This is a genomic window from Agrobacterium sp. T29, assembly GCF_006970545.1.
GTDB classification, from domain to species: Bacteria; Pseudomonadota; Alphaproteobacteria; order Rhizobiales; family Rhizobiaceae; genus Agrobacterium; species Agrobacterium leguminum.
Map to the genome: position 1 here is coordinate 1,109,351 of NZ_CP040641.1, position 24,428 is coordinate 1,133,778.

At 61.1% G+C, this 24,428-nt stretch carries 21 protein-coding genes; 5 read left to right on the forward strand and 16 right to left on the reverse strand.

Going from position 1 to position 24,428, the window contains the following annotated elements; translation table 11 throughout:
- Positions 1-20: 20 nt before the first annotated feature.
- From maiA to FGF54_RS27355, 4 genes are all read right to left on the reverse strand, one after another.
- On the reverse strand, positions 21-671 hold the full coding sequence (maiA, locus tag FGF54_RS20125) for a maleylacetoacetate isomerase (protein ID WP_142780902.1): 651 nt from the start codon (positions 669-671) through the stop codon (positions 21-23).
- Positions 668-1,396 carry a fumarylacetoacetate hydrolase family protein gene (locus FGF54_RS20130; protein ID WP_142780903.1) on the reverse strand — a complete coding sequence of 243 codons (729 nt, stop codon included), beginning with the start codon at positions 1,394-1,396 and terminating at the stop codon, positions 668-670. The genes maiA and FGF54_RS20130 overlap by 4 nt, the downstream gene beginning before the upstream one ends.
- 88 nt (positions 1,397-1,484) lie before the next feature.
- Entirely contained in the window at positions 1,485-3,152 is a 1,668-nt protein-coding gene (locus tag FGF54_RS27350; RefSeq protein ID WP_168208197.1) for a benzoate-CoA ligase family protein, read from the reverse strand.
- A gap of 11 nt (positions 3,153-3,163) precedes the next feature.
- A complete protein-coding gene (locus FGF54_RS27355; RefSeq protein ID WP_168208198.1) occupies positions 3,164-4,306 on the reverse strand; it encodes an FAD-dependent monooxygenase in 1,143 nt (380 codons plus the stop codon).
- A gap of 82 nt (positions 4,307-4,388) precedes the next feature.
- Between FGF54_RS27355 and FGF54_RS20140 the strand changes: the two genes are divergently transcribed.
- Both FGF54_RS20140 and FGF54_RS20145 read left to right on the forward strand, forming a co-directional pair.
- Positions 4,389-4,790: a thioesterase family protein gene (locus tag FGF54_RS20140; RefSeq protein WP_142780904.1), complete on the forward strand. Its 402-nt coding sequence runs from the start codon at positions 4,389-4,391 to the stop codon at positions 4,788-4,790.
- Positions 4,787-5,617, forward strand: coding sequence for an IclR family transcriptional regulator (locus FGF54_RS20145; RefSeq protein WP_142780905.1), 831 nt, complete (start codon positions 4,787-4,789; stop codon positions 5,615-5,617). Before FGF54_RS20140 ends, FGF54_RS20145 begins: the two co-directional genes overlap by 4 nt.
- 75 nt (positions 5,618-5,692) lie before the next feature.
- Here FGF54_RS20145 and FGF54_RS20150 read toward each other — a convergent pair whose 3' ends face one another.
- The 12 genes from FGF54_RS20150 to FGF54_RS20210 all read right to left on the reverse strand — a co-directional run bounded on the left by FGF54_RS20150 (position 5,693) and on the right by FGF54_RS20210 (position 21,145).
- Positions 5,693-6,481 (reverse strand): maleylpyruvate isomerase family mycothiol-dependent enzyme, encoded by a 789-nt coding sequence (locus FGF54_RS20150; protein WP_210247441.1) that lies wholly within the window; start codon positions 6,479-6,481, stop codon positions 5,693-5,695.
- Positions 6,482-6,499: 18 nt separating this feature from the next.
- Complete coding sequence (locus FGF54_RS20155; RefSeq protein ID WP_142781589.1) at positions 6,500-7,567, reverse strand: cupin domain-containing protein; 1,068 nt, start codon at positions 7,565-7,567, stop codon at positions 6,500-6,502.
- Positions 7,568-7,890: 323 nt separating this feature from the next.
- Positions 7,891-9,348: a siroheme synthase CysG gene (cysG, locus tag FGF54_RS20160; protein ID WP_168208199.1), complete on the reverse strand. Its 1,458-nt coding sequence runs from the start codon at positions 9,346-9,348 to the stop codon at positions 7,891-7,893.
- Positions 9,320-11,968 (reverse strand): nitrate reductase, encoded by a 2,649-nt coding sequence (locus FGF54_RS20165; protein ID WP_142780907.1) that lies wholly within the window; start codon positions 11,966-11,968, stop codon positions 9,320-9,322. The genes cysG and FGF54_RS20165 overlap by 29 nt, the downstream gene beginning before the upstream one ends.
- Before the next feature lie 214 nt (positions 11,969-12,182).
- Positions 12,183-12,518 (reverse strand): nitrite reductase small subunit NirD, encoded by a 336-nt coding sequence (gene nirD, locus FGF54_RS20175; protein ID WP_003519747.1) that lies wholly within the window; start codon positions 12,516-12,518, stop codon positions 12,183-12,185.
- 5 nt (positions 12,519-12,523) lie between these two features.
- Positions 12,524-14,971, reverse strand: a complete 2,448-nt coding sequence (nirB, locus tag FGF54_RS20180; protein ID WP_142780909.1) for a nitrite reductase large subunit NirB — start codon at positions 14,969-14,971, stop codon at positions 12,524-12,526.
- A 5-nt stretch (positions 14,972-14,976) separates the two neighbouring features.
- Positions 14,977-15,774, reverse strand: a complete 798-nt coding sequence (locus tag FGF54_RS20185; protein ID WP_078052189.1) for an ABC transporter ATP-binding protein — start codon at positions 15,772-15,774, stop codon at positions 14,977-14,979.
- Positions 15,775-15,787: 13 nt separating this feature from the next.
- On the reverse strand, positions 15,788-16,681 hold the full coding sequence (gene ntrB / locus FGF54_RS20190; protein ID WP_142780910.1) for a nitrate ABC transporter permease: 894 nt from the start codon (positions 16,679-16,681) through the stop codon (positions 15,788-15,790).
- Positions 16,682-16,796: 115 nt separating this feature from the next.
- Entirely contained in the window at positions 16,797-18,089 is a 1,293-nt protein-coding gene (locus tag FGF54_RS20195) for a CmpA/NrtA family ABC transporter substrate-binding protein (protein WP_142780911.1), read from the reverse strand.
- A 380-nt stretch (positions 18,090-18,469) separates the two neighbouring features.
- Complete coding sequence (locus FGF54_RS20200) at positions 18,470-19,756, reverse strand: CmpA/NrtA family ABC transporter substrate-binding protein (RefSeq protein ID WP_142780912.1); 1,287 nt, start codon at positions 19,754-19,756, stop codon at positions 18,470-18,472.
- A 34-nt stretch (positions 19,757-19,790) separates the two neighbouring features.
- Positions 19,791-20,378: an ANTAR domain-containing response regulator gene (locus tag FGF54_RS20205; protein WP_003519752.1), complete on the reverse strand. Its 588-nt coding sequence runs from the start codon at positions 20,376-20,378 to the stop codon at positions 19,791-19,793.
- Between the two features lie 101 nt (positions 20,379-20,479).
- The gene (locus tag FGF54_RS20210) at positions 20,480-21,145 is read right to left on the reverse strand and encodes a GntR family transcriptional regulator (protein WP_065656665.1); all 666 of its coding nucleotides are present in this window, start codon (positions 21,143-21,145) and stop codon (positions 20,480-20,482) included.
- 367 nt (positions 21,146-21,512) lie between these two features.
- Here FGF54_RS20210 and FGF54_RS20215 point away from each other — a divergent pair, with 367 nt between their 5' ends.
- The 3 genes from FGF54_RS20215 (at position 21,513) to FGF54_RS20225 (ending at position 24,422) form a co-directional block, all read left to right on the forward strand.
- Positions 21,513-22,754, forward strand: a complete 1,242-nt coding sequence (locus FGF54_RS20215; RefSeq protein WP_035260452.1) for an NRAMP family divalent metal transporter — start codon at positions 21,513-21,515, stop codon at positions 22,752-22,754.
- Between the two features lie 79 nt (positions 22,755-22,833).
- A complete protein-coding gene (locus FGF54_RS20220) occupies positions 22,834-23,601 on the forward strand; it encodes a LamB/YcsF family protein (RefSeq protein WP_142780913.1) in 768 nt (255 codons plus the stop codon).
- Positions 23,602-23,612: 11 nt separating this feature from the next.
- Positions 23,613-24,422, forward strand: a complete 810-nt coding sequence (locus FGF54_RS20225) for a putative hydro-lyase (protein ID WP_142780914.1) — start codon at positions 23,613-23,615, stop codon at positions 24,420-24,422.
- The last annotated feature ends 6 nt before the right edge of the window (positions 24,423-24,428 follow it).

The window sequence follows — 24,428 nt, forward strand, 5'->3', positions numbered from 1 at the left end:
TCCCTGAAAACATAATTTCGTTATTCGTTATCCGGCTGATTGACCGGCGCCGCCTTGCGGAACGCCTCCAGTTCCGAAAGCGCCTGCCCGATCCTGCCGATATGCGGATAGGCCTCCATATCCACATCGAAACGCCTGTTGTTGACGAGCTGCGCCGCAAGGCAGATATCCGCCAGCGTCACGCTGTCGCCGTGGCAGAAGCGGCCGGTTTCCGGCTCTGTCGCAAGCCGGCGCTCCAGCGCCGCGAAGGTCTCGGCCACCCAATGCCGGAACCACGCGGCCTGCGCTTTTTCGTCAGCGCCGAAATGCTCCTTGAGATAGGCCAGCACCCTGAGATTATTGATCGGATGAATGTCGAGGGCGATCATCTGCGCAAGGCTGCGCACACGCTGACGCCCTTCGGCATCCTTCGGCAGCAAAGCCGGCTCCGGAATTTTCTCCTCCAGAAATTCGATGATCGCGAGCGACTGCGTATAGGTCTCGTCATCGGTCCAGGTGAGCGCCGGCACGAGGCCCTGCGGGTTGAGCCTGAGAAAACGGTCGGACCGCTGCTCACCCTTGCGCAGGTGGAACGCTTCGTAATCATAGTCCACACCCTTGAGCGCCAGTGCGATCCTGACGCGATAAGAAGTGGAGCTTCTGAAATAATTATGCAGGATCGGCCGGTTCATGCGGCCTTCCCCGCGCGCCGGGCGGCGGACGCGGGCTCCACGATCTCGATGGCGATCTCACCCAGCCCGTCGATACCGCCGGTCACCTTGTCTTCCGGCACAATCGCGCCGACACCCGCAGGCGTTCCCGTCATGATGATATCGCCGCGCTTCAGCGACATGGAGCGCGACAGGATGGAAACGATTTCCGGCACATCCCAGATCAGCTCGGCAATATCCGCTTCCTGCCGGCTAGCACCGTTGACCGCAAGCCAGATCCGCCCCTGCGACGGATGACCCACCTGCGAGGCGCGGCGGAGGGGCGCGATGGGAGCGGAAAGATCGAAGGCCTTGCCCCAATCCCAGGGCCGTCCCTTGTCGCGCGCCGCCAGTTGCAGATCGCGGCGGGTAAGGTCGATGCCCACGCCATAACCCCAGACCATATCGAGGGCCGCTTCCTGCGGCACATCTACGCAATCCTGGCCGATCGCCACGACAAGCTCGATCTCGTAGTGGAAATCCTCGGTCTCGGGCGGATAGGGTATCGTGCTGCCATTATCGACCACGGCGTCCGCCGGCTTGGTGAAAAAGAACGGCGGCTCCCGGTCCGGATCCTTGCCCATCTCACGGGCATGGGCGGCGTAGTTTCGGCCGACGCAGAATATGCGCCTCACCGGGAAACGGCTCTCGCTGTCATGGATGGCAATGGATGCCGGTGCCGGGGGATCGAATTCGAAATCGCTCATGGGTTTTCCAATCTGTCCTTTATCCGGGTCTGAAAGCCGCAAAAGCGGCGTCAGACCATCTCGTGGTCCTGTCAGGGCCAGCGTGTCCTCAATGGACGCGCTCAGCGCTCAGATCGATTTTCCGCAGGGTCTGCCGATCGATCTTGCCGGTTCCTGTCTTCGGCAATTCCTGGAAGAAAATGACGCTGCGGGGATATTTGTAGGGCAGCAGCGTCTTCTTGACGTGTTGCTTGAGCGCCTCGGCGGCGCTCGCCTCTTCCGCATCCGGCTGTTCTAGAACAACAAAAGCCTGAAGCGTCATCCGCCGGTCGGCCATTTCCACCGCCAGCACCGCGCATTCGCGCACCAGCGGGTGGTCGGCGAGGCAAAGCTCCACTTCCAGCGGATAGACCCACTGGCCCGAAACCTTGACGAACTCATCGGCGCGGCCGAGAAAATAATAGAACCCGTCGGCATCGCGCTTCATGCGGTCGGAGGTGTAGATCCAGCCATCGCCGCGCATGGTTTCAGCGGTTTTGTCGGGTCGGTTCCAGTAAAACGGCGCGTTGGAATCGCCGCGCACCCATAAGACACCGCTTTCGCCATCCGGCACCTCATTGCCATCGGGATCGCGCAGCGAAATCTCGTAACCCGGCACACGCAGCCCGGCAGCGCCCGGCCGCCGCATCTCTTTCGTATTCGAAAGATAGATATGCAGCACCTCGGTGGAACCGAGACCTTCGACAATGTCGTGACCCGACAGTGCCCGCCAGGCTTCCGCCACCTCATTGGCCAGCACTTCCGCCGCCGAAAGGCAGAGTTTCAGGCTGGAAAGATCGGCTCCGGCTGCCTCCGGTGCGTTGATGAGCGACGTATACAGCGTCGGCAGCCCGAAGAAATGCGTCGGCCGATAACGCCGGATCGCATCGAAGACCACATCGGCCTTCGGCTGCCCCGGAACAAGAACGCTGGTCGCCCCGACCGAAAAGGGAAAGGTCAGCGAATTGCCGAGACCATAAGCGAAGAAAATCTTCGGAACCGAAAAACAGATATCGTCGGGCGAGATATCGAGCACATGATGCCCGAAGGATTGCGCCGTAAAAGCCATGTCGTGCTGCAGATGGACGATGCCTTTGGGACGCCCGGTGGAACCGGAGGAATATTGCCAGAAGGCCATATCGTCACGCCGCGTCGGCGCCGCTTCAAGCTCCCCGCCGGCATGGGCGACAAACGCCTCGGCTTCGACCGCAGGCACCGGGCAATCCGCCGGCGCCGGACCGTTCGTGACGACCACCTTCTCCAGCAGCGTATCGGCGCAGGCGATCTTGTCGAAACGGGATGCGAAACCGGCATCGACGATGGCGATACGCGCTGACGAATCCTGAAGATAGAAATTCAAAAGGTCCGGCGGCGTCAGCGTGTTGATGAGCAGCGGCACGAGGCCGGCCCGAAGCGCACCGAACAAAGCCGCCGGACAGGCGGGCATGTCATCGAGAAACAGCAGCACCCTGTCGCCATGGCCAAGGCCGGCTTCAATCAGGGCATTGCCGAAACGGCAGGCATCGGCGCAGAGTTCGGCATAGGTGCGGGTTCCGGCTGGGCCGATCACGGCCGGATGGTCGCCTCGGCCCCTTTCCAGATTATCGAAAAGGATAGCGCTGGCATTGTAGATTTCCGGCACGGAAAAGCCGATTTCGAGACTGCCGGCGGCATTGCGCGGCACCCCGTCTTCTGGCGGCTGCGGCAGGGTTTCGTAAAGCTTGGCCTGAACGGTCATATCTTCCTCCTTCAGGCGGCCGGGCGCGGACGCGAGGCGTCGTAGCGCTGCATGAAACGCGGGGACATCGACCGCAGCCGCTCATCGTCGATGCGGCCGGAACGGGTGATGTAGCTATGGGCGAAATCGACCGGCGAAAGGCGCATATGTTTTGGAACATCCGCATACCAGCCGGCGCTTTCACGCGCGGCCCGCACCAGCTTTTCCACCACCGGCTGCCTCTCGGCCTGATAGTGCTCAAGGGCATCGCGCACATCGCCAGGATGCGCCTCGAGCGCCTTTACCAGCGCCAGAACATCCTCGAGCGCCAGCCGGGTGCCGGATCCGATGGAATAATGGGCCGTGTGCAAGGCGTCGCCGATCAACACCATGTTGCTATGCGACCAGCGCCCGTTCCATATCCACGGGAAATTGCGCCAGGTGGACTTGTTGGCAACCAGCCCGTGGCCATCGAGCGTTTCGGCGAAAATCGCCTCGCAGCGCGCCTTGCTGTCTTCGGGGCCGAGCTGATCGAAGCCGGCTTTCAGCCAACTTTCACGATCGCACTCGACGATGAAAGTGCTCATGGTCGGTGAATAACGATAGTGGTGGGCATTGAAAGCACCGAATTCCGTCTCGACAAAAGTCTGTGTCAGCGTTTCGAAGCGCTTGGTGGTGCCGAACCAGGCGAATTTTTCATCGAGATAAGTGAGCGACGTCTGGAAATCGCCTTCAAAGGCACGGCGCACCAGCGAATTGACGCCATCGGCGGCAACGACAAGGTCGTAACCATCGAGTTCCGACACCGACTGCACTGTCGTTGAAAATGAAAGCTCCACACCTGCTGCGCGCGCCCTTTCCGTCAGCAGCAGGATAAGGTCGAGGCGGCCGATGGCCGAAAACCCGACGCCATCCAGCGCGACACTCTCACCACGATGGACGAGGGTGATATCCGACCAGGTCTCCATGCGGGCCGTGACAAGGTCCGCTGTTTCCGGATCGTCGGCACGCAGGAAATCCATGGCCTTTGCCGAAAACACGACACCGAATCCGAAAGTCGCACCTTCCGGATTGTGCTCGAACACCTTCACGACGTCGGCCGGATGCCGCCTTTTCCACAGACCGGCGAAATAAAGCCCTCCCGGCCCGCCGCCGATAACAGCCACCCGCTTCATGCGCATCCTCCCTCACGCAATTGCTTTTCATCAATCTAGCGAATATTACGTATAGTGCAATATATTTTATGGAGTGCAACGAATGAAAACCTTCGCAACGGAAATCACGGTGGAATGGGGGGATTGCGATGAGGCGGGCATCGTTTTTTATCCGAACTATTTCTATTGGCTGGATTGCACCTTCCAAAGGCTGCTGCGTTCGCAAAATCTGGGGCAACGGCAGAACAGGGCGGAATTCGGTGCGGTGACGCCGCTGGTGGATGTCAGCCTGCAGTTCAAGGCGCCGGCCCGCTATGACGATACGCTTCGCATCGAGGCCACCATCGTGGAATGGCAGGAACGCAGGTTCCGCATCGCCTATCGCATTTTTTCCGGTGAAAAGATCATCGCGGAGGGTTATGAGGTTCGGGCATGGGCAACCATAACGGATAATGGTCTCAAGGGCGCGCCCATATCCGAGGAATTCAGGAGGCGAATGCAATGAACGGCGAGGACGATGTCGACAACGAGGCTTCGGGCAATGGCAATGCCCGCGGCGGCATTCAGGCTCTCGATGCGGCTCTGACCGTGCTGCATGCGCTTGCCGATTTCGAAGGGCCTGCCGCATTGATCGACATCGCCCGGGCGGTATCCATGCCGTCCAGCAAGGTGCATCGTTATCTCGCCAGTTTCATCCATGCCGGTTTTGTCCGTCAGACCCAGCGATCCGGCCGTTACGAGCTGGGGCCGTTTGCGGCTTCTCTCGGCATCGCCGCGCTCGGCCGCAGCGATTTCGTCAATCAGGCCGCCGATGCGCTGCCGGACCTCGTGGAACAGACGGGCCTGACGGTGCTGCTCACCGTATGGGGCAGTCAGGGCGCGACCGTGATCCGCTGGTGCCGGGCGCCGAGCCCGATGGTGACATCCTTCGGCCTCGGCAGCAGCCTGCCGCTTCTCACCTCCTCGAGCGGCCGGGTCTTTCTCGCCTTTCTGCCGCGCCATGTCACCGCCGCCCGGCTTTATCTCGAGGTCGAACGTGCGATGGATGCGGGCCTCTCCTGGCCCGACCTCGATCTCAGCGGCGCAAGCATCGACCGGCTGGCGGAGACCATTCGCGCCGATGGTTTTGCCAGCGTCGACGGCCGCTACGTCCCCGGCCTTCGGGCGGTGGCGGCGCCCGTCATCAACTGGCAGGGCGAGGCGGAAGCTGCCGTTACCCTCATCAGCAACTCCGATCAGATCCTGTCGGCGGATAATCCCGCCGTGCGCCAGCTGCTCGATTTTACAACAGCCATATCCAGCCGGCGACAATGGCCTTCGTCGAAGGCCTAAAGCGCGTCGCGTTTAATCTCTTTGTTTTATGCATGTCGTTATCCCGAAACCGCTGCACACTTCGGGCGACATGCATTAGGGCTTCTCCGGCCAGAAGGGCGGATCTGCAATTTCGCGGTCGAAAACGAGGCTGCGGCGCGGGCCGCGTCCCGTCAGCCAGCGAAGCAGGTCGACGGCCGTGCCGCTGACCGTGTTTTTGCCGGAGCCGATGACGATGGAGGCCACCCTGTCCGTCGGCTTCAGCGTCAATGAGAACGGCTGGCCACGCATGTCCAGCGCCTGCGCCGCCTCTCGAAGAAGGCGATCCACCACTTCGGACGGAACATCCAGCAGGGAGGCCCCATTGTCGAGATCGACGGCGCGGAGCCATATTTCCCTGGTCCGCAGCCAGGGTGTCTGAGCGATCTCGACAAGACCGCCATTCAGCGGCTCCACCTGCGCCCGCCACCCCGCCTCATCCAGATCGCGCCACTCGACATCCAGATGCACCTGCGAATGTTTGAAAAGATAGCGCAGCGCATGGGCCGGCAGGCTCGCGCCAAAGGCGATATCCTCGTTCTGCGCTTCCGGCTCTTCCAGCATTTCCCGTCGCCGCCCAAGGCGCGCCGCCTCGACCAGCCGGGCAAGCGCCCGTGCCTGAAAACCGACATGGGCGATCACGTGTCGTCTGGTCCAGCCGGGAACGAGCGAAGGAAGAGCGAGTTCGCCATCGGAGAGTTCGTTCAATTTTCTCGCAAAATAAGCAGTTCCCAGCCGCGCATATCGCAATTCGGCGGCCGGCGCCGCAGACGAATCGTAACGGGCGCCAGCCCCCAGACGTTGGCGCAGTTCCAACCGGGCACCGGTGAGATCAGAAGACATCATCCATCCCTCCCGATCGCGTCACCGGTCCCGCTCTTCCACGTGGGTGCGGGCGAAATGAAGCCGCTCCATGATCGGCGCATCCGAAAACCGGAAAAGATCGAACTGGCTTTCCGCCCGCAGCGACCATTGCACCCAGGAGGGCACGACGAACATATCGCCCTTGTCGAGCCTGTGTTCCTTGCCGTTGAGCACGACGGAGCCCCGGCCATCGAACACCTGAAAAACCGACGAGCCCACCTCGCGCCGGCCGGGCGTGACGGCACCTTCCCGCAGGCGATGAAACTCCGCCCGGATGGTCGGCATGACGTCGCCGCCGGTGGTGGGGTTGATGTAGCGCACCGCCGCGTGCCCCGGCCCCGTGGTGGCCGGCTGCCCCTCCTCCTCCAGCAGAAGCTGCTCTGTCAGGGCGCGGTCGGTATGTTCCCAGCGATAGGCGCCGATCGGCGAGGATACGGTTGCCGCAAGGCCGGAAAGCGGCCGCAGGCCCGGGTGACACCAGAGCCTTTCGCCGCGCGAAAATTTCGGCGTCGCATAATCGGTGACGCGGTCCGACCCGAATTCGAAAAAGCCGACATCGTTCTGGTAGGAAAAGGGGATGTCGAGCCCGTCGATCCAGGCCATGGGGTGGTCGGTATCGTTGTGATGGCCATGAAAATGCCAGCCCGGCGTCAGCAGAAAATCACCCCGGCTCATCCGCACCGGGTCGCCATTCACCACGGTCCAGACCCCTTCGCCTTCGACGACGAAGCGGAAGGCATTCTGTGCGTGGCGATGTTCCGGTGCCGTCTCACGCGGGCCGAGATACTGGATCGCGGCCCAGAGCGTGGGACTGATATAGGCCCTGCCGCCAAGACCCGGATTGGCAAGCCCGATCGCCCGCCGCTCCCCGCCACGCCCGACCGGAACGAGATCGCCCGACCGTTTCGCAAGCGGATAGAGCCTGGACCACTTCCAGACATGCGCCACGGCCTTGGGATTGGGCACCACCGGCATCAGGTCGTCTATCTGGGTCCAGAGCGGTTTTAGATGTTCCGCTTCGAAATCCGCATAAAGCTGGCGAAGCTCCGGCGTGTCATCCGGCACCATCATGTTGCTTTTCGTTTCGCTCTGCACGGTTTCGTTCCTCCCAATCGTCTTCTGCGGCGGCGCTTCAGGTCGGGGGCATCTCCTCATCCCGGTATCGTCATCGCCCTACCCACCTTTTATTACGTACAGTAAAATATATTGCACTGAATGCAATATCAAAAAACATTGCAGGAAAACCTCCATGGCCAGAACCATGGAGGACCGCAATATCGATCTGTGATTTGGATGGGCCTTTGCCCGGACCGCGCGAAGAGGCGGACGAGCTTTACGGCATCGTGCCACGATACCCGGAGGCTAGAACGGGGTTTTACGCCCTGCCTGTCTTAGATTGCGGTTCGTGCGGGCTGCCATTCAAGAGCTTTCGAGGATGCGGCGCTGAACACATCGCCGATACCGATCAGCACAGGTTCGTTCACGCCCAGTCTCTCGACGGCGGCACCGAGTTCCATTAGGGGCCCGCACCAGCGCTGCTCATTCGCACGGCTGACGGAAATCATGACCGCAACGGGTGTTGAAGCGGGCATGCCGTGAGCGAGCAGGCAAGCCTCTATGCTGGCTGCGGTTCGCCCGCCCATATAAAAAACGGTGGTCACGGAGGGGTTCGACAGGGATTGCCAGTCGATATTCTCCGGCAGCTTTCCCTGCCGGGAATGGCCGGTGATAAAGCGTACCGACTGGGCATGGTCGCGATGGGTCAGGGAAATACCCAGGCGCGAGGCCATGGCGCTTGCGGCGGTGATGCCGGGCACGATCTCGACCGGGATATTTTCAGCCTCCAGCGCGGCGATCTCCTCGCCGGCGCGCCCGAAAATCATTGGATCGCCCGATTTCAACCGCACCACCCGTTTGCCGGCCTTGGCGAGACGGATCATCATGTCATTGATGTCTTCCTGCCTGCAGCTTTCCCGGCCGCCGCGCTTGCCGACCAGCATGCGCTTCGCCTCCCGCCGCGCCAGTTCCAGCACCTCGGCCGAAACGAGATCGTCGAACAGGATGACATCGGCCGCCTGCAAAGCGCGCACCGCTTTCAGCGTCAGCAGTTCGGCATCGCCCGGTCCGGCGCCCACAAGCGTCACAAGGCCGCGCCCCGATCCTGCCCGCGCAGCCTGCATTCCGATATCCGCAAGCAGCCGTTCCTCGCTGCCCTCACCCAGCCTTTCGGTAAAAGCCCGATCAACGAATTTTTCCCAGAAAGAGCGCCGCGACGCACCGGGAGCGAGCCGCAGATTGACGTGCTCGCGGATGGTTTGGGCAAGTGCGCCCCAGTCCTTCAGCGAAAGCGGCAGCAATGTTTCGATGCGCCGGCGGATGGCCTGCGCCAGAATGGGTGCGGCGCCATCGGTGGAGATAGACACCACTACCGGCGAGCGATTGACGATGGAGCCGAACTGGAACTGGCAGAATTCCGGCTTGTCGATGACATTGACGGGAACGCCGGCCACCCGCGCGGCATCGTAGAAGCTCTCGGCTTCCGCATCGGTCTCGCAATCCGCCAGCGCCAGTTCCGCGCCGCCGAAGATATCCGGACCCCACGGACGGTCATGCCATGTCAGCATCGGGCTTTTTGCGACAAGCACTGCAAAGCTTTCCGAAAGCTCGCTTGCCTCGCAATAAAGATGCAATTCCGCCCCGCAGGCCAGCAGCAGTTCCGCTTTCCAGGCGGCTCCATCCGATCCGCCCGCCAGCACCACGCGCTTGCCCTCAAGCCCCCAGAAGACCGGCAACTTGGCTAATCTTTCCATGCGGGCCGGTTCATTCCGCTGCGGTCTTAAGGCATCCATCGATGATCCCCCTGATTTCGGCGCGGCAGGAGCCGCAATTGGTTCCGGCATTCAACGCCTTGCCGATGGCTTCGACGCTGTGGCAGCCTTCACGGATGGCGGCTGTGATCTGGTTCACCCCGACATTAAAGCAGGAGCAGACGGTGGCGCCCGGATCGGCGCGGCCGGCACCGGGGCGACCCGCAACCAGCGCAAAACGCATGCGCAGGTCCTCATGGCGCTCAGTCAATTGCGAGATCGCCCAGTTGCGGGCGACGGCCACCGGCTCTCTGGCGATGAACAGCGCCGCCAGCAGGATATCGCCGTCGAAGAAGGCAAGGCGCAGGTCGCCCGTCTGCCGGTCGCTGTAGCCCAGCGGCTCAACCCTGGCCTCGATGCCGAAGATCTGTCGCGCCCAGAGTGCCCAGTCCTGCGGCTCCTCGGCAAAGGCAAGCTCCATGCGATAGCCGCCATCCGCTTTGGCCGTGGCCCAATAGGCACAATCCGGCGCATCCGGCCGGATGCGGGAGATGGCGAAACCATAGGCCTTCGCTTCGAAGCGCCGTGCCCTTACCGCCACGTTTTTCGAGGCGGGCTGGCCCGAATGCGGATCCGTCACCGGGGCAACCACGACATCGATGCGCGCCTGCGAGGCAAACTGGTCGTTCCAGTGCATCGGCGCAAACACCGAGCCGCGCGCCTGCCTCTCACTGACCAGCGCCCGCAGCAGAACCTTGCCATGGGGACTTTCCAGCTCCACCAGATCGGCGCTTTCAATTCCCAGCGCCTGCGCATCGCGCGGATGAAGCTCGGCGAAGGGTTCGGCGATATGGGCGGTGAGGCGCGCACTTTTGCCGGTGCGGGTCATGGTGTGCCATTGGTCGCGGATACGGCCGGTATTCAGCGTCAGCGGATAATCCGCCGATGTCCTGCCGGTCTCCGGCAAAGCGGTGGCGATGAACCGCGCCTTGCCATCGGCATGGTAAAACCGGCCATCCGAAAAAAAGCGGGTAACGACGGCATCGCCCGTTCCGGCCTTTGGCCATTGAAAGGGCGGCATCGCATCATAGGAATTCCGTTCGACACCGCTGATATCGAAATCGCGACTGCCCGCATTCTCGAAACCGGAGAGGGCGGCATGTTCGGCAAAAATCTCCGATGGCTGGCCATAGGCGAAGGCCGTGCCGAAACCCATGCGCCGGCCCACTTCCGCCATTTGCCACCAGTCCGCTTTCGCTTCGCCCGGCGCATCGAGAAAACCGCGCTGGCGGGAAATGCGCCGCTCGGAATTGGTGACGGTGCCGTCCTTTTCACCCCAGCCAAGCGATGGCAGAAGCACATGGGCATGGCGGGCCGTATCGGTACTCGCCATGACATCGGACACCACAACGAAAGGACAGGCCTTGATAGCCGCCTCAACGGCACCGGCATCCGGCATGGAAACCACCGGGTTGGTCGCCATGATCCACAGTGCCTTGATGCGGCCGTCAGCCACCACCCGGAACATATCCACCGCCTTCAGGCCGGGCTTTTGCGCGATGGCGGGCGAGGCCCAGAAGCGCCGCACGCGGTCGCGATCCTCGGCATTTTCGATAGCCATATGGGCGGCCAGCATATTGGCCAGCCCGCCGACCTCGCGCCCACCCATGGCGTTCGGCTGGCCGGTCAGCGAAAAAGGTCCCGTGCCCGGCCTGCCGATGCGGCCGGTGGCAAGGTGGCAGTTGATGATCGCGTTGACCTTGTCCGTGCCGCTTTGCGACTGGTTGACGCCCTGGCTGTAACAGGTGACGGCTTTTTCGGTGCGTTCGAACAATTCGTAAAAGGAAATCAGTTCGGCGACTGTCAGGCCGGTGGCCTCGGCGATCTCCGGCAGGCTATGCGCGCTTGCTGCCTGCATCGCAGCATCAAAACCAATCGTGTGATTTTCCACATAACCGCGATCTATTGCAGGGCTATCGGAAAGATGCGCCAGTAGACCGGTAAACAGCGCCACATCTCCATCCGGGCGGATTGCGAGGTGCATGTCGGCAATATCGGCGCTCATCGTCCGACGCGGATCGATAACGACGACTTTCATTTCCGGCCGTGCCGCCTTTGCCGCCGCAAGCCTTTGGTAAAGTACCGGATGGCACCAGGCGAGATTGGAACCGGTGAGGATCACCAGATCGGCAAGCTCCATATCCTCATAGGTGCCCGGCACCGTATCGGCCCCGAAGGCGCGGCGATGGCCGGCAACCGAGGACGACATGCAGAGCCTTGAATTGGTATCGATATTGGCCGAGCCGATGAAACCCTTCATCAGCTTGTTGGCGAGATAATAATCCTCCGTCAGCAATTGGCCGGAGACGTAAAAGGCGACCGAATCCGGGCCGTGTTCGGCAATGGCTTGAGAAAACCGGGAGGCGACGAGGTCAAGCGCTTCGTCCCATGCCGCCCGCCTGCCGGCGATTTCGGGGTGGAGCAGGCGACCGTCGAGATCGATGGTTTCGGCCAGAGCCGAACCTTTGGAGCACAGCCGGCCAAAATTGGCGGGGTGGTCCTGATCGCCTCTGACAGACACCGCGCCATCGTCGTTGACGGTGGCGATGACGCCGCAGCCGACGCCGCAATAGGGACAGGTGGTTTTTGTTTCAACGGGCATGGGTTTGCCCTCTCGGTGCGTGGCGGTTACCCCCCTCTGTCCTGCCGGACATCTCCCCCTCAAGGGGGGAGATCGACAAGCGGATGGCTCCCCGTTTCCTCTCCGCCGGCGACGACGCCAGTTGTGAATGGAAGTTTGTGCCGCGATTGATCTCCCCCCTTGAGGGGGAGATGTCCGGCAGGACAGAGGGGGGTAAAGCCGCTGCCATCGCAATTCACTCCGCCGCGATCATCAGGGTTTCAAGCGCTATCGAGAGCCTTCCATCCAGATTGCGGACGGGTATGGTCCTTACCTCGCCTTCATCCGCTCCCAGCGCCTTACCGGTTTCCAGCGAAATGACCCAATTATGCAAGGGACACGTCACCGAAGCTCCATGCACGATGCCCTGGCTCAGCGGCCCGCCCTTGTGCGGGCAATGGTCCTCGATGGCGAAGACCTGATTTTCCGCCGTGCGGAACACGGCGATCTTGCCCATCGGCGTTTTGACGCAGCGCGCGCCGCGCAGGGGAATGTCGGAGATATCGCCAATATCGATCCAGTTGCTGTCCATCGTTATCACTCCGCCGCCTCACTGAAACCGATTGCCGCCATGGGCCTGAATTCGTGCTTGTCGTGGCCGGATACGCGTTCCGACCAGGGATCGACCTGCGCGAATTTCTGGCTGAAGACGAAGCGGTCGAAATAGGCCTTGCGCTTTTCCGCATCGTCCATGATCTGGCGGCGGATTTCGTCGTAACCGATGCGCTTGGCCCATTTGTAGATGCGCTCGAGATAGCGCGCCTGTTCGCGATACATCTGCGTCAGCGCCACGATATGCTCCAGCGCCTCATCCTCGGTTTTGACAAGACCCAGAACTTCCGTGCCCTTGATATCGAGACCGGCGGCACCGGCGAAATGGATTTCGAAACCGGAATCGACGCAGATGACGCCGATATCCTTGCAGGTGGCCTCCGCGCAGTTGCGCGGACAGCCGGAAACGGCAAGCTTCAGCTTGGCGGGCGTCCACGAGCCCCACATGAATTTTTCGATGCGGATGCCAAGTCCGGTGGAATCCTGCGTGCCGAAGCGGCACCATTGCTGGCCGACGCAGGTTTTGACCGTGCGCAAACCTTTGGCGTAGGCCTGGCCGGAAATGAAGCCGGCCTTGCCGAGATCGGCCCAGACCGCCGGCAAATCCTCCTTCTCGATGCCGAGAAGGTCGATGCGCTGGCCGCCCGTCACCTTCACCATCGGGATTTCGAACTTGTCGACCACATCGGCAATCGCCCGGAGTTCGGAGGAAGAGGTAACGCCGCCCCACATGCGCGGCACGACGGAATAGGTGCCGTCCTTCTGGATATTGGCGTGGACGCGCTCGTTGATGAAACGCGACTGGTAATCGTCGGCATATTCATCCGGCCAGTCGCAGACGAGGTAATAATTGAGCGCCGGCCGGCATTTGGCGCAGCCGCAGGAGGTCTTCCATTCCAGCTCCTGCATCACGGCTGGGATGGTCTTCAGCCCCTTGGCCTTGATGAGACGGCGCACATCGTCGTGGCCAAGATCGGTGCATTTGCACATGGGCTGCACGGCAGCGGGGTTATAGCTGTCGCCGAGCGTTATCGTCATCAGCTGCTCGACAAGGCCGGTGCAATTGCCGCAGGAGGCGGATGCCTTTGTGTGGGCGCGCACATCGTCCAGCGATGTCAGCCCCTTGGACGTGATGGCCGAGGTGATCTTGCCCTTGCAGACGCCGTTGCAGCCGCAGATTTCCGCATCATCCGGCAAGGCTGCAACGGCCGCCATAGGGTCCAGCGGCGACCCTCCCTGATAGGCCTGGCCGAAGATCAGGGTTTCGCGCATGGCGGAAATATCGGTCGATTTCTTCATCAGGTCGAAGAACCACGACCCGTCCGCCGTCTCGCCGTAAAGCACTGCGCCGATGATGCGGTTTTCCTTGAGGATCAGGCGCTTGTAGACACCGGCGGTGGCATCGCGCAGCACGATTTCCTCGCGGTCGTCGCCTTCTGCGAAATCGCCGGCAGAAAACAGGTTGATGCCGGTGACCTTCAGCTTGGTATTGGTGACGGAGCCGTGATATTCGGCCGAACCGCCGCACAGCCGGTCAGCGAGCACGCGGGCCGATTCATAAAGCGGCGCAACGAGACCATAGCACATGCCGCGATGTTCGGCGCATTCGCCGAGCGCGTAGATCGAGGCGTCCGACGTCATCATGCCGTCATCCACCACGATGCCGCGATTGACGGCGATACCCGCCTCCTTGGCGAGACCCGAGGCAGGACGGATGCCGACCGCCATCACCACCATATCGCCCTTGATGACCCGGCCGTCTTCCAGCTCGATGCCCTCGACCTTCTCCTCACCGAGAATGCATTTGGTATTGGCCTTGGTGATGATGTCGATGCCGCGCTCATTGAGCGCCTTTTCCAGAAGATAGGCCGCTGCCGGATCGAGCTGGCGCTCCATGATCGTCGGCATCAGGTGGATGACGGTGACATCCATGCCCTGGCGCTTGAGGCCATAGGCGGCTTCCAGCCCGAGAAGACCGGCGCCGATGACGATGGCGCGGCCCTTGCCCTCGGCGATCGCCAGCATCTTCGTCACATCGTCGAGATCGCGGTAGGCGAGCACGCCTGGCAATTGATGGCCGGGGACGGGAATGATGAAGGGCAACGAACCGGTGGCGATCACCAGCTTGTCGTAGGAAACCGTGATGCCGTTTTCGCTGGTCACGGTCTTCCTGTCACGGTCGATGCCGGTGACCTTCGCGCCCTTGTGCAGCGTGACATCGTTAGCCGCATACCATTCGTCATTGTGGATGACGATGTCTTCATAGCTCTTTTCGCCAGAAAGCACCGGCGAGAGCATGATGCGGTCGTAATTGACGCGCGGCTCGGCGTTGAAAATGGTGACGTCGTAAAGGCCGGGAGCGGTTTCGAACAGGTTTTCCAGCATGCGCCCCGGCGCCATGCCATTGCCGATGATGACGAGTTTTTGCGTCATGGGCGTTACTCCGCAGCTTCGACGAAGCGGTGACGTTCGTAGAGGAACTTCAGCACGGCCTCGCGGCATTTGAGGTAGGTCTTGTCGGATGCGAGCTCGATGCGGTTGCGCGGGCGTGCCAGCGGCACCTCCAGCACTTCGCCGATATGGGCGGCGGGACCGTTGGTCATCATTACGATACGGTCGGAAAGCAGCACCGCCTCGTCGACATCATGGGTGATCATGACCATGGTGTTGCCAAGCCGGGCGTGGATTTCCATCACCGCGTCCTGGAGATGGGCGCGGGTCAGCGCGTCCAGCGCACCGAAAGGCTCGTCGAGCAGCAGGATCTTGGGCTCCATGGCGAGCGCGCGGGCAATTCCGACGCGCTGTTTCATGCCGCCGGAAATTTCAGAGGGTTTCTTATCTCTGGCATGGGCCATCTGCACGAGATCGAGATTGCGCATGACCCAGTCATGCCGCTCGGCCCGGGTCTTGGTGTTGCGGAAGACCTTTTCCACGGCAAGATTGACGTTTTCATAAACCGAAAGCCATGGCAGCAGGCTGTGGTTCTGGAACACGACGGCGCGTTCCGGGCCGGGCTCGTTGACCTCGCGGTTTTCGAGCAGAACGGCGCCGGCAGACACTTTCGTCAGTCCGGCGATGAGATTGAGCATGGTGGATTTGCCGCAACCGGAATGGCCGATGACGGAGACGAATTCGCCTTTTTCGATGGTGAGATTGATGCCTTTCAGCACCTCGGCGCGCGAGCCGCCCTTGTCGAAATATTTGTCGATGTGATCGAGCTTCAGATAAGCGTTCATGATCGTCGCCCTCTTAATTTGCCGCAGCGCCGCGGGTGATGACCTTGCCGAGCGCCGCCACCAGCTTGTCGAGCACGAAGCCGACGACGCCGATGTAGACGAGCGCCACGATGATGTCGGGCAGGCGCGAGGAATTCCACGCATCCCAGATGAAGAAACCGATGCCGACGCCGCCGGTCAGCATTTCCGCCGCGACGATTGCGAGCCACGAAAGGCCGACACCGATACGCAGGCCGGTGAAGATGTAGGGTGCCGCCGAAGGCAGCATGATCTTGAAGAAGAATTCCAGCTGGTTGAGTCGCAGCACCTGCGCCACGTTGCGGTAGTCCTGCGGAATATTGCGCACGCCGACTGCGGTATTGATGATGACCGGCCAGATGGAGGTGATGAAGATCACGAAAATGGCCGAAGGATTGCTGTCCTGAAAGGCGGCCAGCGAAAGCGGCAGCCAGGCAAGCGGCGGCACGGTGCGCAGCACCTGGAAGATCGGATCGAGACCGCGCATGGCCCAGACCGACTGACCGACGACAGCGCCGAGAATGATGCCGGCAATGGCGGCGAGGCCGAAACCGTAAGCCACACGCTCCAGCGAGACCAGCACGCGCCAGCCAAGGCCGATATCCTGCGAACCGTTATGGAAGAACGGCGATACGATGAGATCGTAGCTCTCCTCGAAAACCTGGCTCGGCGGCGGCAGCGATGAGCCGGGGGCGGAACAGAGCAATTGCCAGACGCCCAGCAGAATGGCGAGAACGATGAACGGCGGTACGATGTTGTGGGCCGCCGCCGCACCCCATTTGCGCAGATCGATCCGCGGCGACTGTTTCGGCGCAAGTGCCACGACGTTTGCCTTCTGCGCTACCGGCTGCTGCGGCTCTTCGTTGAATTTTCGGGCCAATGCGGACATGGGCATTTCCTCTTGATTTCGGTTGCGGTCTGGGGCTCGCCCCTCATCCGGTCTTCAGTCGCGCCGGTTGGGCAGCGCATCTGGCGGATGAGGGGCGATACCCCGGGTCTCCTCCTCAGGAGGCCGCCTTGATGGACAGGCTTTCGAGATAGGCCGACGGATTTTCCGGGTCGAAGACCTTGCCGTCGAAGAAGGTTTCCTTGCCACGCGAGGTGGAGGCGGGAAGATCGGCGACGCCGAGATCCTTGGCCGCCGCGCGCCAGATATCCTCGCGGTTCACCTTCTCCACCAGCGCCTTCACATCCGTATCGGGTGCGAATTTGCCCCAGCGGATGTTTTCCGCGATGAACCAGCTGTCGTGGCTGCGGAAGGGATAGGAGGCATGGTCCTGCCAGAACTTCATCTGCAGGCCGGTATTTTCGAGCACACGCCCGTTGCCGTAATTGATATTGCCCTTCAGGCGGCCAAGCACGTCCTTTGGCGGCACGTTGAACCATTGGCGTTTGCCGAGGATGGTGGACATTTCCTCCTTGTTCGCCATCTCATCGCACCATTGCTGCGCTTCCATCACAGCCATCAGCAGCGCCTTGGTGGCGTTGGGGTTCTTTTCCACCCAGTCTGCGCGCATGCCGAGCGCCTTTTCCGGATGCCCCTTCCAGAGTTCGCCGGTGGTACAGGCGGTGAAACCGATGCCCTGATTGACGAGCTGCTCGTTCCAGGGTTCGCCCACACAGAAGACGTCCATATTGCCGACCTTCATATTGGCGACCATCTGCGGCGGCGGAACAACGATGGTCGAGACGTCCTTGTCCGGATCGATGCCGCCGGCGGCAAGCCAGTAACGAATCCAGAGATCATGCGTGCCGCCGGGGAAGGTCATGGCGGCCTTGATTTCCTTGCCCTCGGCCTTCTTTTTCTCGAAAGCCGCCTTCAGCTTGGAAGCATCGAGCTGAACGCCGGTTTCGGCATATTCCTTGGCGACGGAAATGCCCTGGCTGTCGAGGTTGAGGCGGGCGAGGATGGTCATCGGCACCGGCACATTGTTCTGGGTCACCTTGCCGGTATGCATGAGATAGGGCATGGGCGTCAGGATGTGTGCGCCATCGATGCCGTTCGATGCGCCGCCGAGCACGAGATTGTCGCGCGTCGCACCCCAGGAGGCCTGTTTCAGAACCTCGACATCCGGCATGCCGTGTTTAGCGAACAGGCCCTTTTCCGCCGCAATGATGAGCGGGGCGGCATCGGTGAGCGCGATGAAGCCGATTTTCGCACCTTTCACTTCGGGCTCAGCGGTGGCTGCGAAAGCACCGGACGGAAAGGCCACGCGCACGGCGCTGACAAGGGCGGCGGTGGCTGTCGTCTTCAGTATCGCGCGGCGGCTGACATCGCCGGAGAATATATTTTTCATTCGCATGTTCCCCTTATTGGGCCACCTCTGCGGGTGACGTTTTCGCTTGCGAAAAAACCTGAAAATAAAAAAACGCCGCTCGGTGTTTGCGCCTGCGGAACGGGAGGTGTTCCGGGCAGCAAAACCTTGCGACGTCTGTGTCTTGTGAAAGCGCCTATGCCGCGCCTTGCTCGCCCCGATCGCCGTTGACCGGTGCAAAAAACAAGAAGCAAGAGGCGTGCCAGTTTATAAAAACCAGATTATATTATTGAAAATGAAAGAGTGTTTTTGAAAATCGACCTACTGATTAAATTTTAACCAGCGTGTTTTCTGTCTTCCATTTGTGCAAAGAGAAGAATCCTGCGCTTGAAATTTGCGCAGCCCGCAAGGCATGACCCCGCTTACGTCTCGCTTGAAGTCGGAGAAAACGGCGTGGCGGTGCGCACGGAAAAGGCGTTCACGTAGCCGGTAATGTCGGCGGGATCGAATACGAGGCCATCCACGAAACGGTCCTGCTCTTCCTGCCCTTCGATGCGGATATCGGCATCATCAGGTGCATTGGCGTCGCCCAGCGCCGCCCGATAAATATCCGGCCGGTAGGCAGACAGGGCGGCCTCCACACCGGCCCGTGAAAATTCCGCTTGCCCCCAGCGGATCATCTGGCTGTAGATCCACAATGCCTGGCTCTGGCGCGGATAATTGGCGTGATCGCCGTGGAAGATGAAATAATTGTCGATCACCCGGCGGTTGCCCTGGCTGTCGATACTGAATTCACCGGCAAGCACACGGCGGATGATGCCTTCCGGTGCGCCGATATAGCGGGGATCGGCAAGGGCTGCGCTGAGATCATCGTGATTTTCGGCAAGGTCGCACCAGCGCGCGGCGGCATCGAGCGCCGTCAGCAGCCGTCCGACCGTTTCCTGCTGGTTTTCCGCCCAGTCGGGTCGCATGCCGATGACCTTTTCCGGTGCGGAAGGCCACAAATCCTGCTTGGCCGCAACGATGCGACCGACGCCGCGCTCGGCAGCGACGATGTTCAATGGCGCTCCGACGCAGAAACCGTCAATGGCCCCTGCGGCAAGCGCATCCGAGGTCAATGGCGGCGGCACCACCACAAGCTTGACATCGTGATCGGGGTGAATGCCGCCGGCGGCAAGCCAGTAGCGAAACTCGTAATTATGCGATGAAAACGGATATGTCATGCCGAGCGTCGGCGTCGGTTCACCGCGGGCGCGCATATCATCGAGCACCCGCTTCAACGCCTCGGCATTTTCGAGCGCTCCCGCCGTTTCGGAAAGCCCGGTCAAAGCCTTCATTCGCGCAAACAGCCGGGTCGAAAGGGTGATCGCATTGCCGCCGCGTCCGAGCGAAAAGGGCGTGATGGTCGGCGACGGGTTGGAGCCGAGCCCGAGCATGGAGGCGACGGGCATCGGCGACAGCATATGGGCGATGTCGAATTGCCGAAACGCCAGCCGGTCGCGCACATTCGCCCAGGAAACATCCTTGACGAGATCGAGCAAAAGGCCTTCGCGTTCCGCGAAACCGAATTCGGCCGCAGCAATCAGGACGGATGCGTCGACAAGAGGAATAAAGCCGGCGCGCAGGATTTTCTGCCGGTCGCTGCCGACGATTGCCGGGGCTTGCGTTACTCCGCTGTCTGATCCGGCCGTTTTTTCCGGTGCCGCCATATCATTCACTCCACACTGTCCGACCGGCGGTTCGTCACATCAACAGACCGGCCGCGGTGACCACGCTTTGCGCGATCTCGGAAATCTTCTTCTTCTCGTTCATCGCCGTTTGCCGCAAAAGCGCAAAGGCCTCCTCTTCGGAAAGGCCGCGCATCTTCATCAGAATGCCCTTGGCACGCTCGATGACCTTACGTTCCTCAAGCGCCGATTTCGCTTCGGCAAGTTCCCGCTGCAAACGGCTGAAGGCATTGAAGCGGCTGACCGCCATATCGAGAATGGGCTTGACCCGCTCCTTCTTCAGCCCGTCCACCACATAGGCGGAAACACCCGCCTCGACGGCCGCCTCGATGGACGCGGTATCGGAACGATCGACAAACATGGCGATCGGCCGGCCGACCGTGCGGGTAAGCTGGAACAGATGCTCCATCATGTCACGATTGGGATTTTCAAGATCGATGAAGATGACATCGGGCTGCAGCGTCTCGATGGTGCGCGCCACCCCGTTCACCTCGTGGATGACCGTGACGCGATGATAGCCGGCCTCGCGCAGCCCCTCCTCGATGATGGAGGCGCGGATCGCGTTTTCGTCGATAACGAGAATGGTCAGGTCGCGAAGCGTCATGTCAGCATTGATGACGCAGCGCAGCAAACTTGGCAATCGGCTGCGGCTGCAAAAAATGGCGGGAGCGGCAAGGGTCGTTTCCTACCCTGCCGCCCGTCATGTCAGGAAGCGTGTTCGACGGCGCGTTCAAGCGCCTTCAGAACCGTCCGCTCGGACAGATTGAGATAAATTTCCATCTCGTCGCCGGCCTCTTGCGCCTTGCCCTCTTCCATCAGCGACAGGATCTTGCTGTTCATGTCCACAAAGGGGGAATGAAGCTGTTCGGGATCTTTCAGCAAGCCGAAACAAAGCCTGAGTTCAGCGGCGATACGCTCGTAAAAATCGCTGAGGCGGGCGCTGTCGAGAAGATCGACGACGGCGGCGTGAAATTTCATGTTGGCGCTGCCCACACCCAGCCAGTCTGCATCTTCGCGCTTGACCTTGGCGTCCTCGACCGCTGCCCGCATCGTCTTGATTGCGGGATGCTTGTGCCACGCCTGGCGAAGTGCGCCGCATTCCACCATGCGTCGCACGCGATAAATATCGATGACCGAGGACATGGTGGGAACGGCGACGAACACGCCGCGATTTGCCTCATGGCGCAGAAGCCCGTCCTTGGTCAGCAGCCGAAAAGCTTCGCGCAGCGAATTGCGCGAGACGTCGAAACGTTCACTGAAGGCTGCCTCTGAAAGGCGCTGTCCCGGCATCAACTCGCCGGAAATCAGCAGGGTGCGAATACCCTTGGCCAATCGATCCGCAAGCGGCAGACCCTCTATCGTTTCGGTCATGGCGCTCCTTTCCTTAAGAGCAATGCAGCATCGGGAATTCCGTGACAGGCATGTTCGGACACGGCATGATTGCCCTTAAAACGTGTCGCGGATCTTTCAGACCCGCTCCTTGCGCTTTAAGCCATTGTTGGCGCATGTCGTTATCGCAAACCGCTGCACACTTTGCGCGACATGCTTTAGCACAAAGCATTAGCAAAGCACGAAAAAAACGTGATGAATTCCCGCGCATAACGTCCAACAAATAGACAAAATAAGAGAACGATTATTATTTATTGTTGAACAATGTTGACAATTTCACGGAACAGGACAAGATCGTCCGCATAAAGCATCCGCGAGGGGCGGATTGCGACAGGAGCGGAGAAAATCCATGGAGCAGAAAAAGCTCACCCCGACTGCCGATATGAAGATGTCAAAACGCGCATCCCTGATGGGGGCGATCTTCCTGATGGCGACATCCGCCATCGGTCCCGGCTTCATCACGCAGACGGCGACATTCACCACCCAGCTCGGTGCCGCCTTCGCCTTCGGCATCCTCGCCTCCATCCTCATCGACTTCGTCGTCCAGCTCAACATCTGGCGTATCGTCACACTGACGCGCATGCGCGCATCCGACATCGCCAATGCCGCCATTCCCGGCTCCGGTTATCTTCTGGCCATTCTCGTCATCATCGGCGGCCTGTTCTTCAACATCGGCAATATTGGCGGCACCGGCCTTGGCCTGAACGCCATTTTCGGGCTGGACCCGAAAATCGGCGGTGCCATCAGCGCGATCTTTTCCATCGCCATCTTCGTTTCCAAACGCGCAGGCCTTGCCGTCGACCGGTTCATCATCTTCGCCGGTATCCTGATGATCGTGCTGACACTTTATGTGGCCTTCGTTTCCGCGCCGCCGGTGGGCGACGCCTTCCGCCAGACCTTCTTGCCGGACACGATCAATTTCGCGACCATCACCACCATCGTCGGCGGCACCGTCGGCGGCTACATCACCTATTCCGGCGCGCACCGGCTGCTGGACCGGGGCATGGTCGGCATCGAAAACCTGCCTGCCGTCAACCGCGCGGCGCTAACCGGCATCGCTGTCACCGGTGTCATGCGCTATGTGCTGTTCCTCGCCATTCTCGGCGTCGTCGCCAGCGGCGTCATCATCGATACGTCGGGCCAGGCCGCCAACCCTGCCGCACAGGCCTTCCGTTCGGCTGCAGGCGATCTCGGCTTCCGGCTCTTCGGCATCATCTTCTGGGCCGCGGCCATCACCAGCGTCATCGGCGCGGCCTATACTTCCGTTTCATTCCTGCCCGTCTTCAAGCAGGACATGACCGAACGTGCCCGCAACATGGCGACGATCGTTTTCATCGCCGTCTCGCTCGTCTGCTACCTGCTGATCACCACGCCGCCCGCCGCCATGCTGGTGTTCGTCGGCGGCCTGAACGGCCTCATCCTGCCCATCGGCCTCAGCATCTTCCTGTTCGCCGCATGGAAACGCGAAGACCTGATGGGCGGCTATCGTTACCCGCGCATCCTGCTTGTGCTTGGCGTTCTGACCTGCGCATTGACATGGTACATGGGCTACAAGTCCGCCGGCACCATCTTCGGCCTGCTTGGCCTGTAATAAACTAGTGTTTTTACGCATTTTCCGGACGCAAAACCGCTACGTACTTTTGCTGGAAATGCTCTAAGGGGAGGCAAACATGGCCGCTATCGATCTCAACAGCGATCTTGGCGAAAGTTACGGCGCATGGCGCATGGGAGACGATGAGGCGATGCTCGCCATCGTTTCCAGCGCCAACATCGCCTGCGGATTTCATGCCGGCGATCCGGCCGGTATCTACCGCACCGTCAAGGCCGCCGCCGAAAAAGGCGTGGTCGTCGGCGCCCATGTCTCCTATCCGGACCGCGTCGGCTTTGGCCGCCGCGATCTGGACGCGACCTCGGAAGAACTGATCGCCGATGTCATCTACCAGATCGGCGCACTGAAAGGCGTCGCCGCTGCCGCCGGCACCACGGTGCGTTACGTGAAACCGCATGGCGCACTTTACAACCGCATCGCCAACGACGCGAAACAGGGGCAGGCCGTCATTGACGGCATCAAGGCCATCGATCCTTCGCTGGTGTTGATGGGCCTCGCCAACGCGCCCATTCTCGATCTCGCCCGCAAGGCGGGTCTTGCCGTCGTCGCCGAAGCTTTCGCGGATCGCGCCTATACGCCTCAGGGCCAGCTCGTCTCCCGCCGCGAGGCCGGTGCCGTGTTGCATGACGCGGCGAAAATCGCCGACCGCATGGTACAGCTTGCCCGCGAAGGCACGCTTGAGGCCATCGATGGCAGCAGCATAAAGATCGAAGCGCAATCCATCTGCGTGCATGGCGACAGCCCCGGCGCGGTCGCCATCGCCCAGGAAATCCGTCGCCGTTTCGAGGCTGATGGCATCGACATCCGCTCTTTCGCATCCAATCGCTGAAAGGATAGCCGATGACGATACCGACATCCTATCTCAACCACACCGACGCCGAAGCCGCACGAAAGGCCCGCGCCACCTATCGCGGCGGCCTCGTCGCCCCAACTTCCGGCATTGCACCCGGCTTCACGCAGGCGAACATGATCGTGCTGCCGCGCGACTGGGCCTTCGATTTCCTGCTTTATGCGCAGCGCAATCCCAAACCCTGCCCGGTGCTGGATGTATCCGATCCCGGTTCGCCCACCACGCTTCTGGCGCCCGGTGCCGATCTCAGAACCGACCTGCCGCTCTACCGCATCTGGCGGGACGGCAAGCTCGTCGAGGAAACGGCTGACGCCACCGCAGCCTGGGCGGAGCGTGACGATCTCGTCGCCTTCCTGATCGGCTGCAGCTTCACTTTCGAAACGCCGATGGTGGAAGCGGGCATCGAAATCCGCCATATGACCGACAAGAGCAATGTGCCGATGTATCTCACCAACCGAGCCTGTCGCCCGGCCGGTCGGCTGAAGGGCAATATGGTCGTTTCCATGCGGCCGATCCCGGCCTCACGCGTCGCCGATGCCGCGACCATTTCGGGACGTTTTCCGGCCGTACACGGGTCACCCGTGCATGTCGGCGCGCCGGAAGAGATCGGCATTACCGATCTTGCAAAACCCGACTTCGGTGACGCGGTGCGGATCGAGCCGGGGGAAGTTCCGGTGTTCTGGGCCTGCGGCGTCACACCCCAGGCCGCCGTGATGGCGTCCGGCGTGCCCTTTGCGATCACCCATGCGCCCGGGCACATGTTCATTACCGACATTCCCGATTCAGCCTATCACGCGTGAGGACAT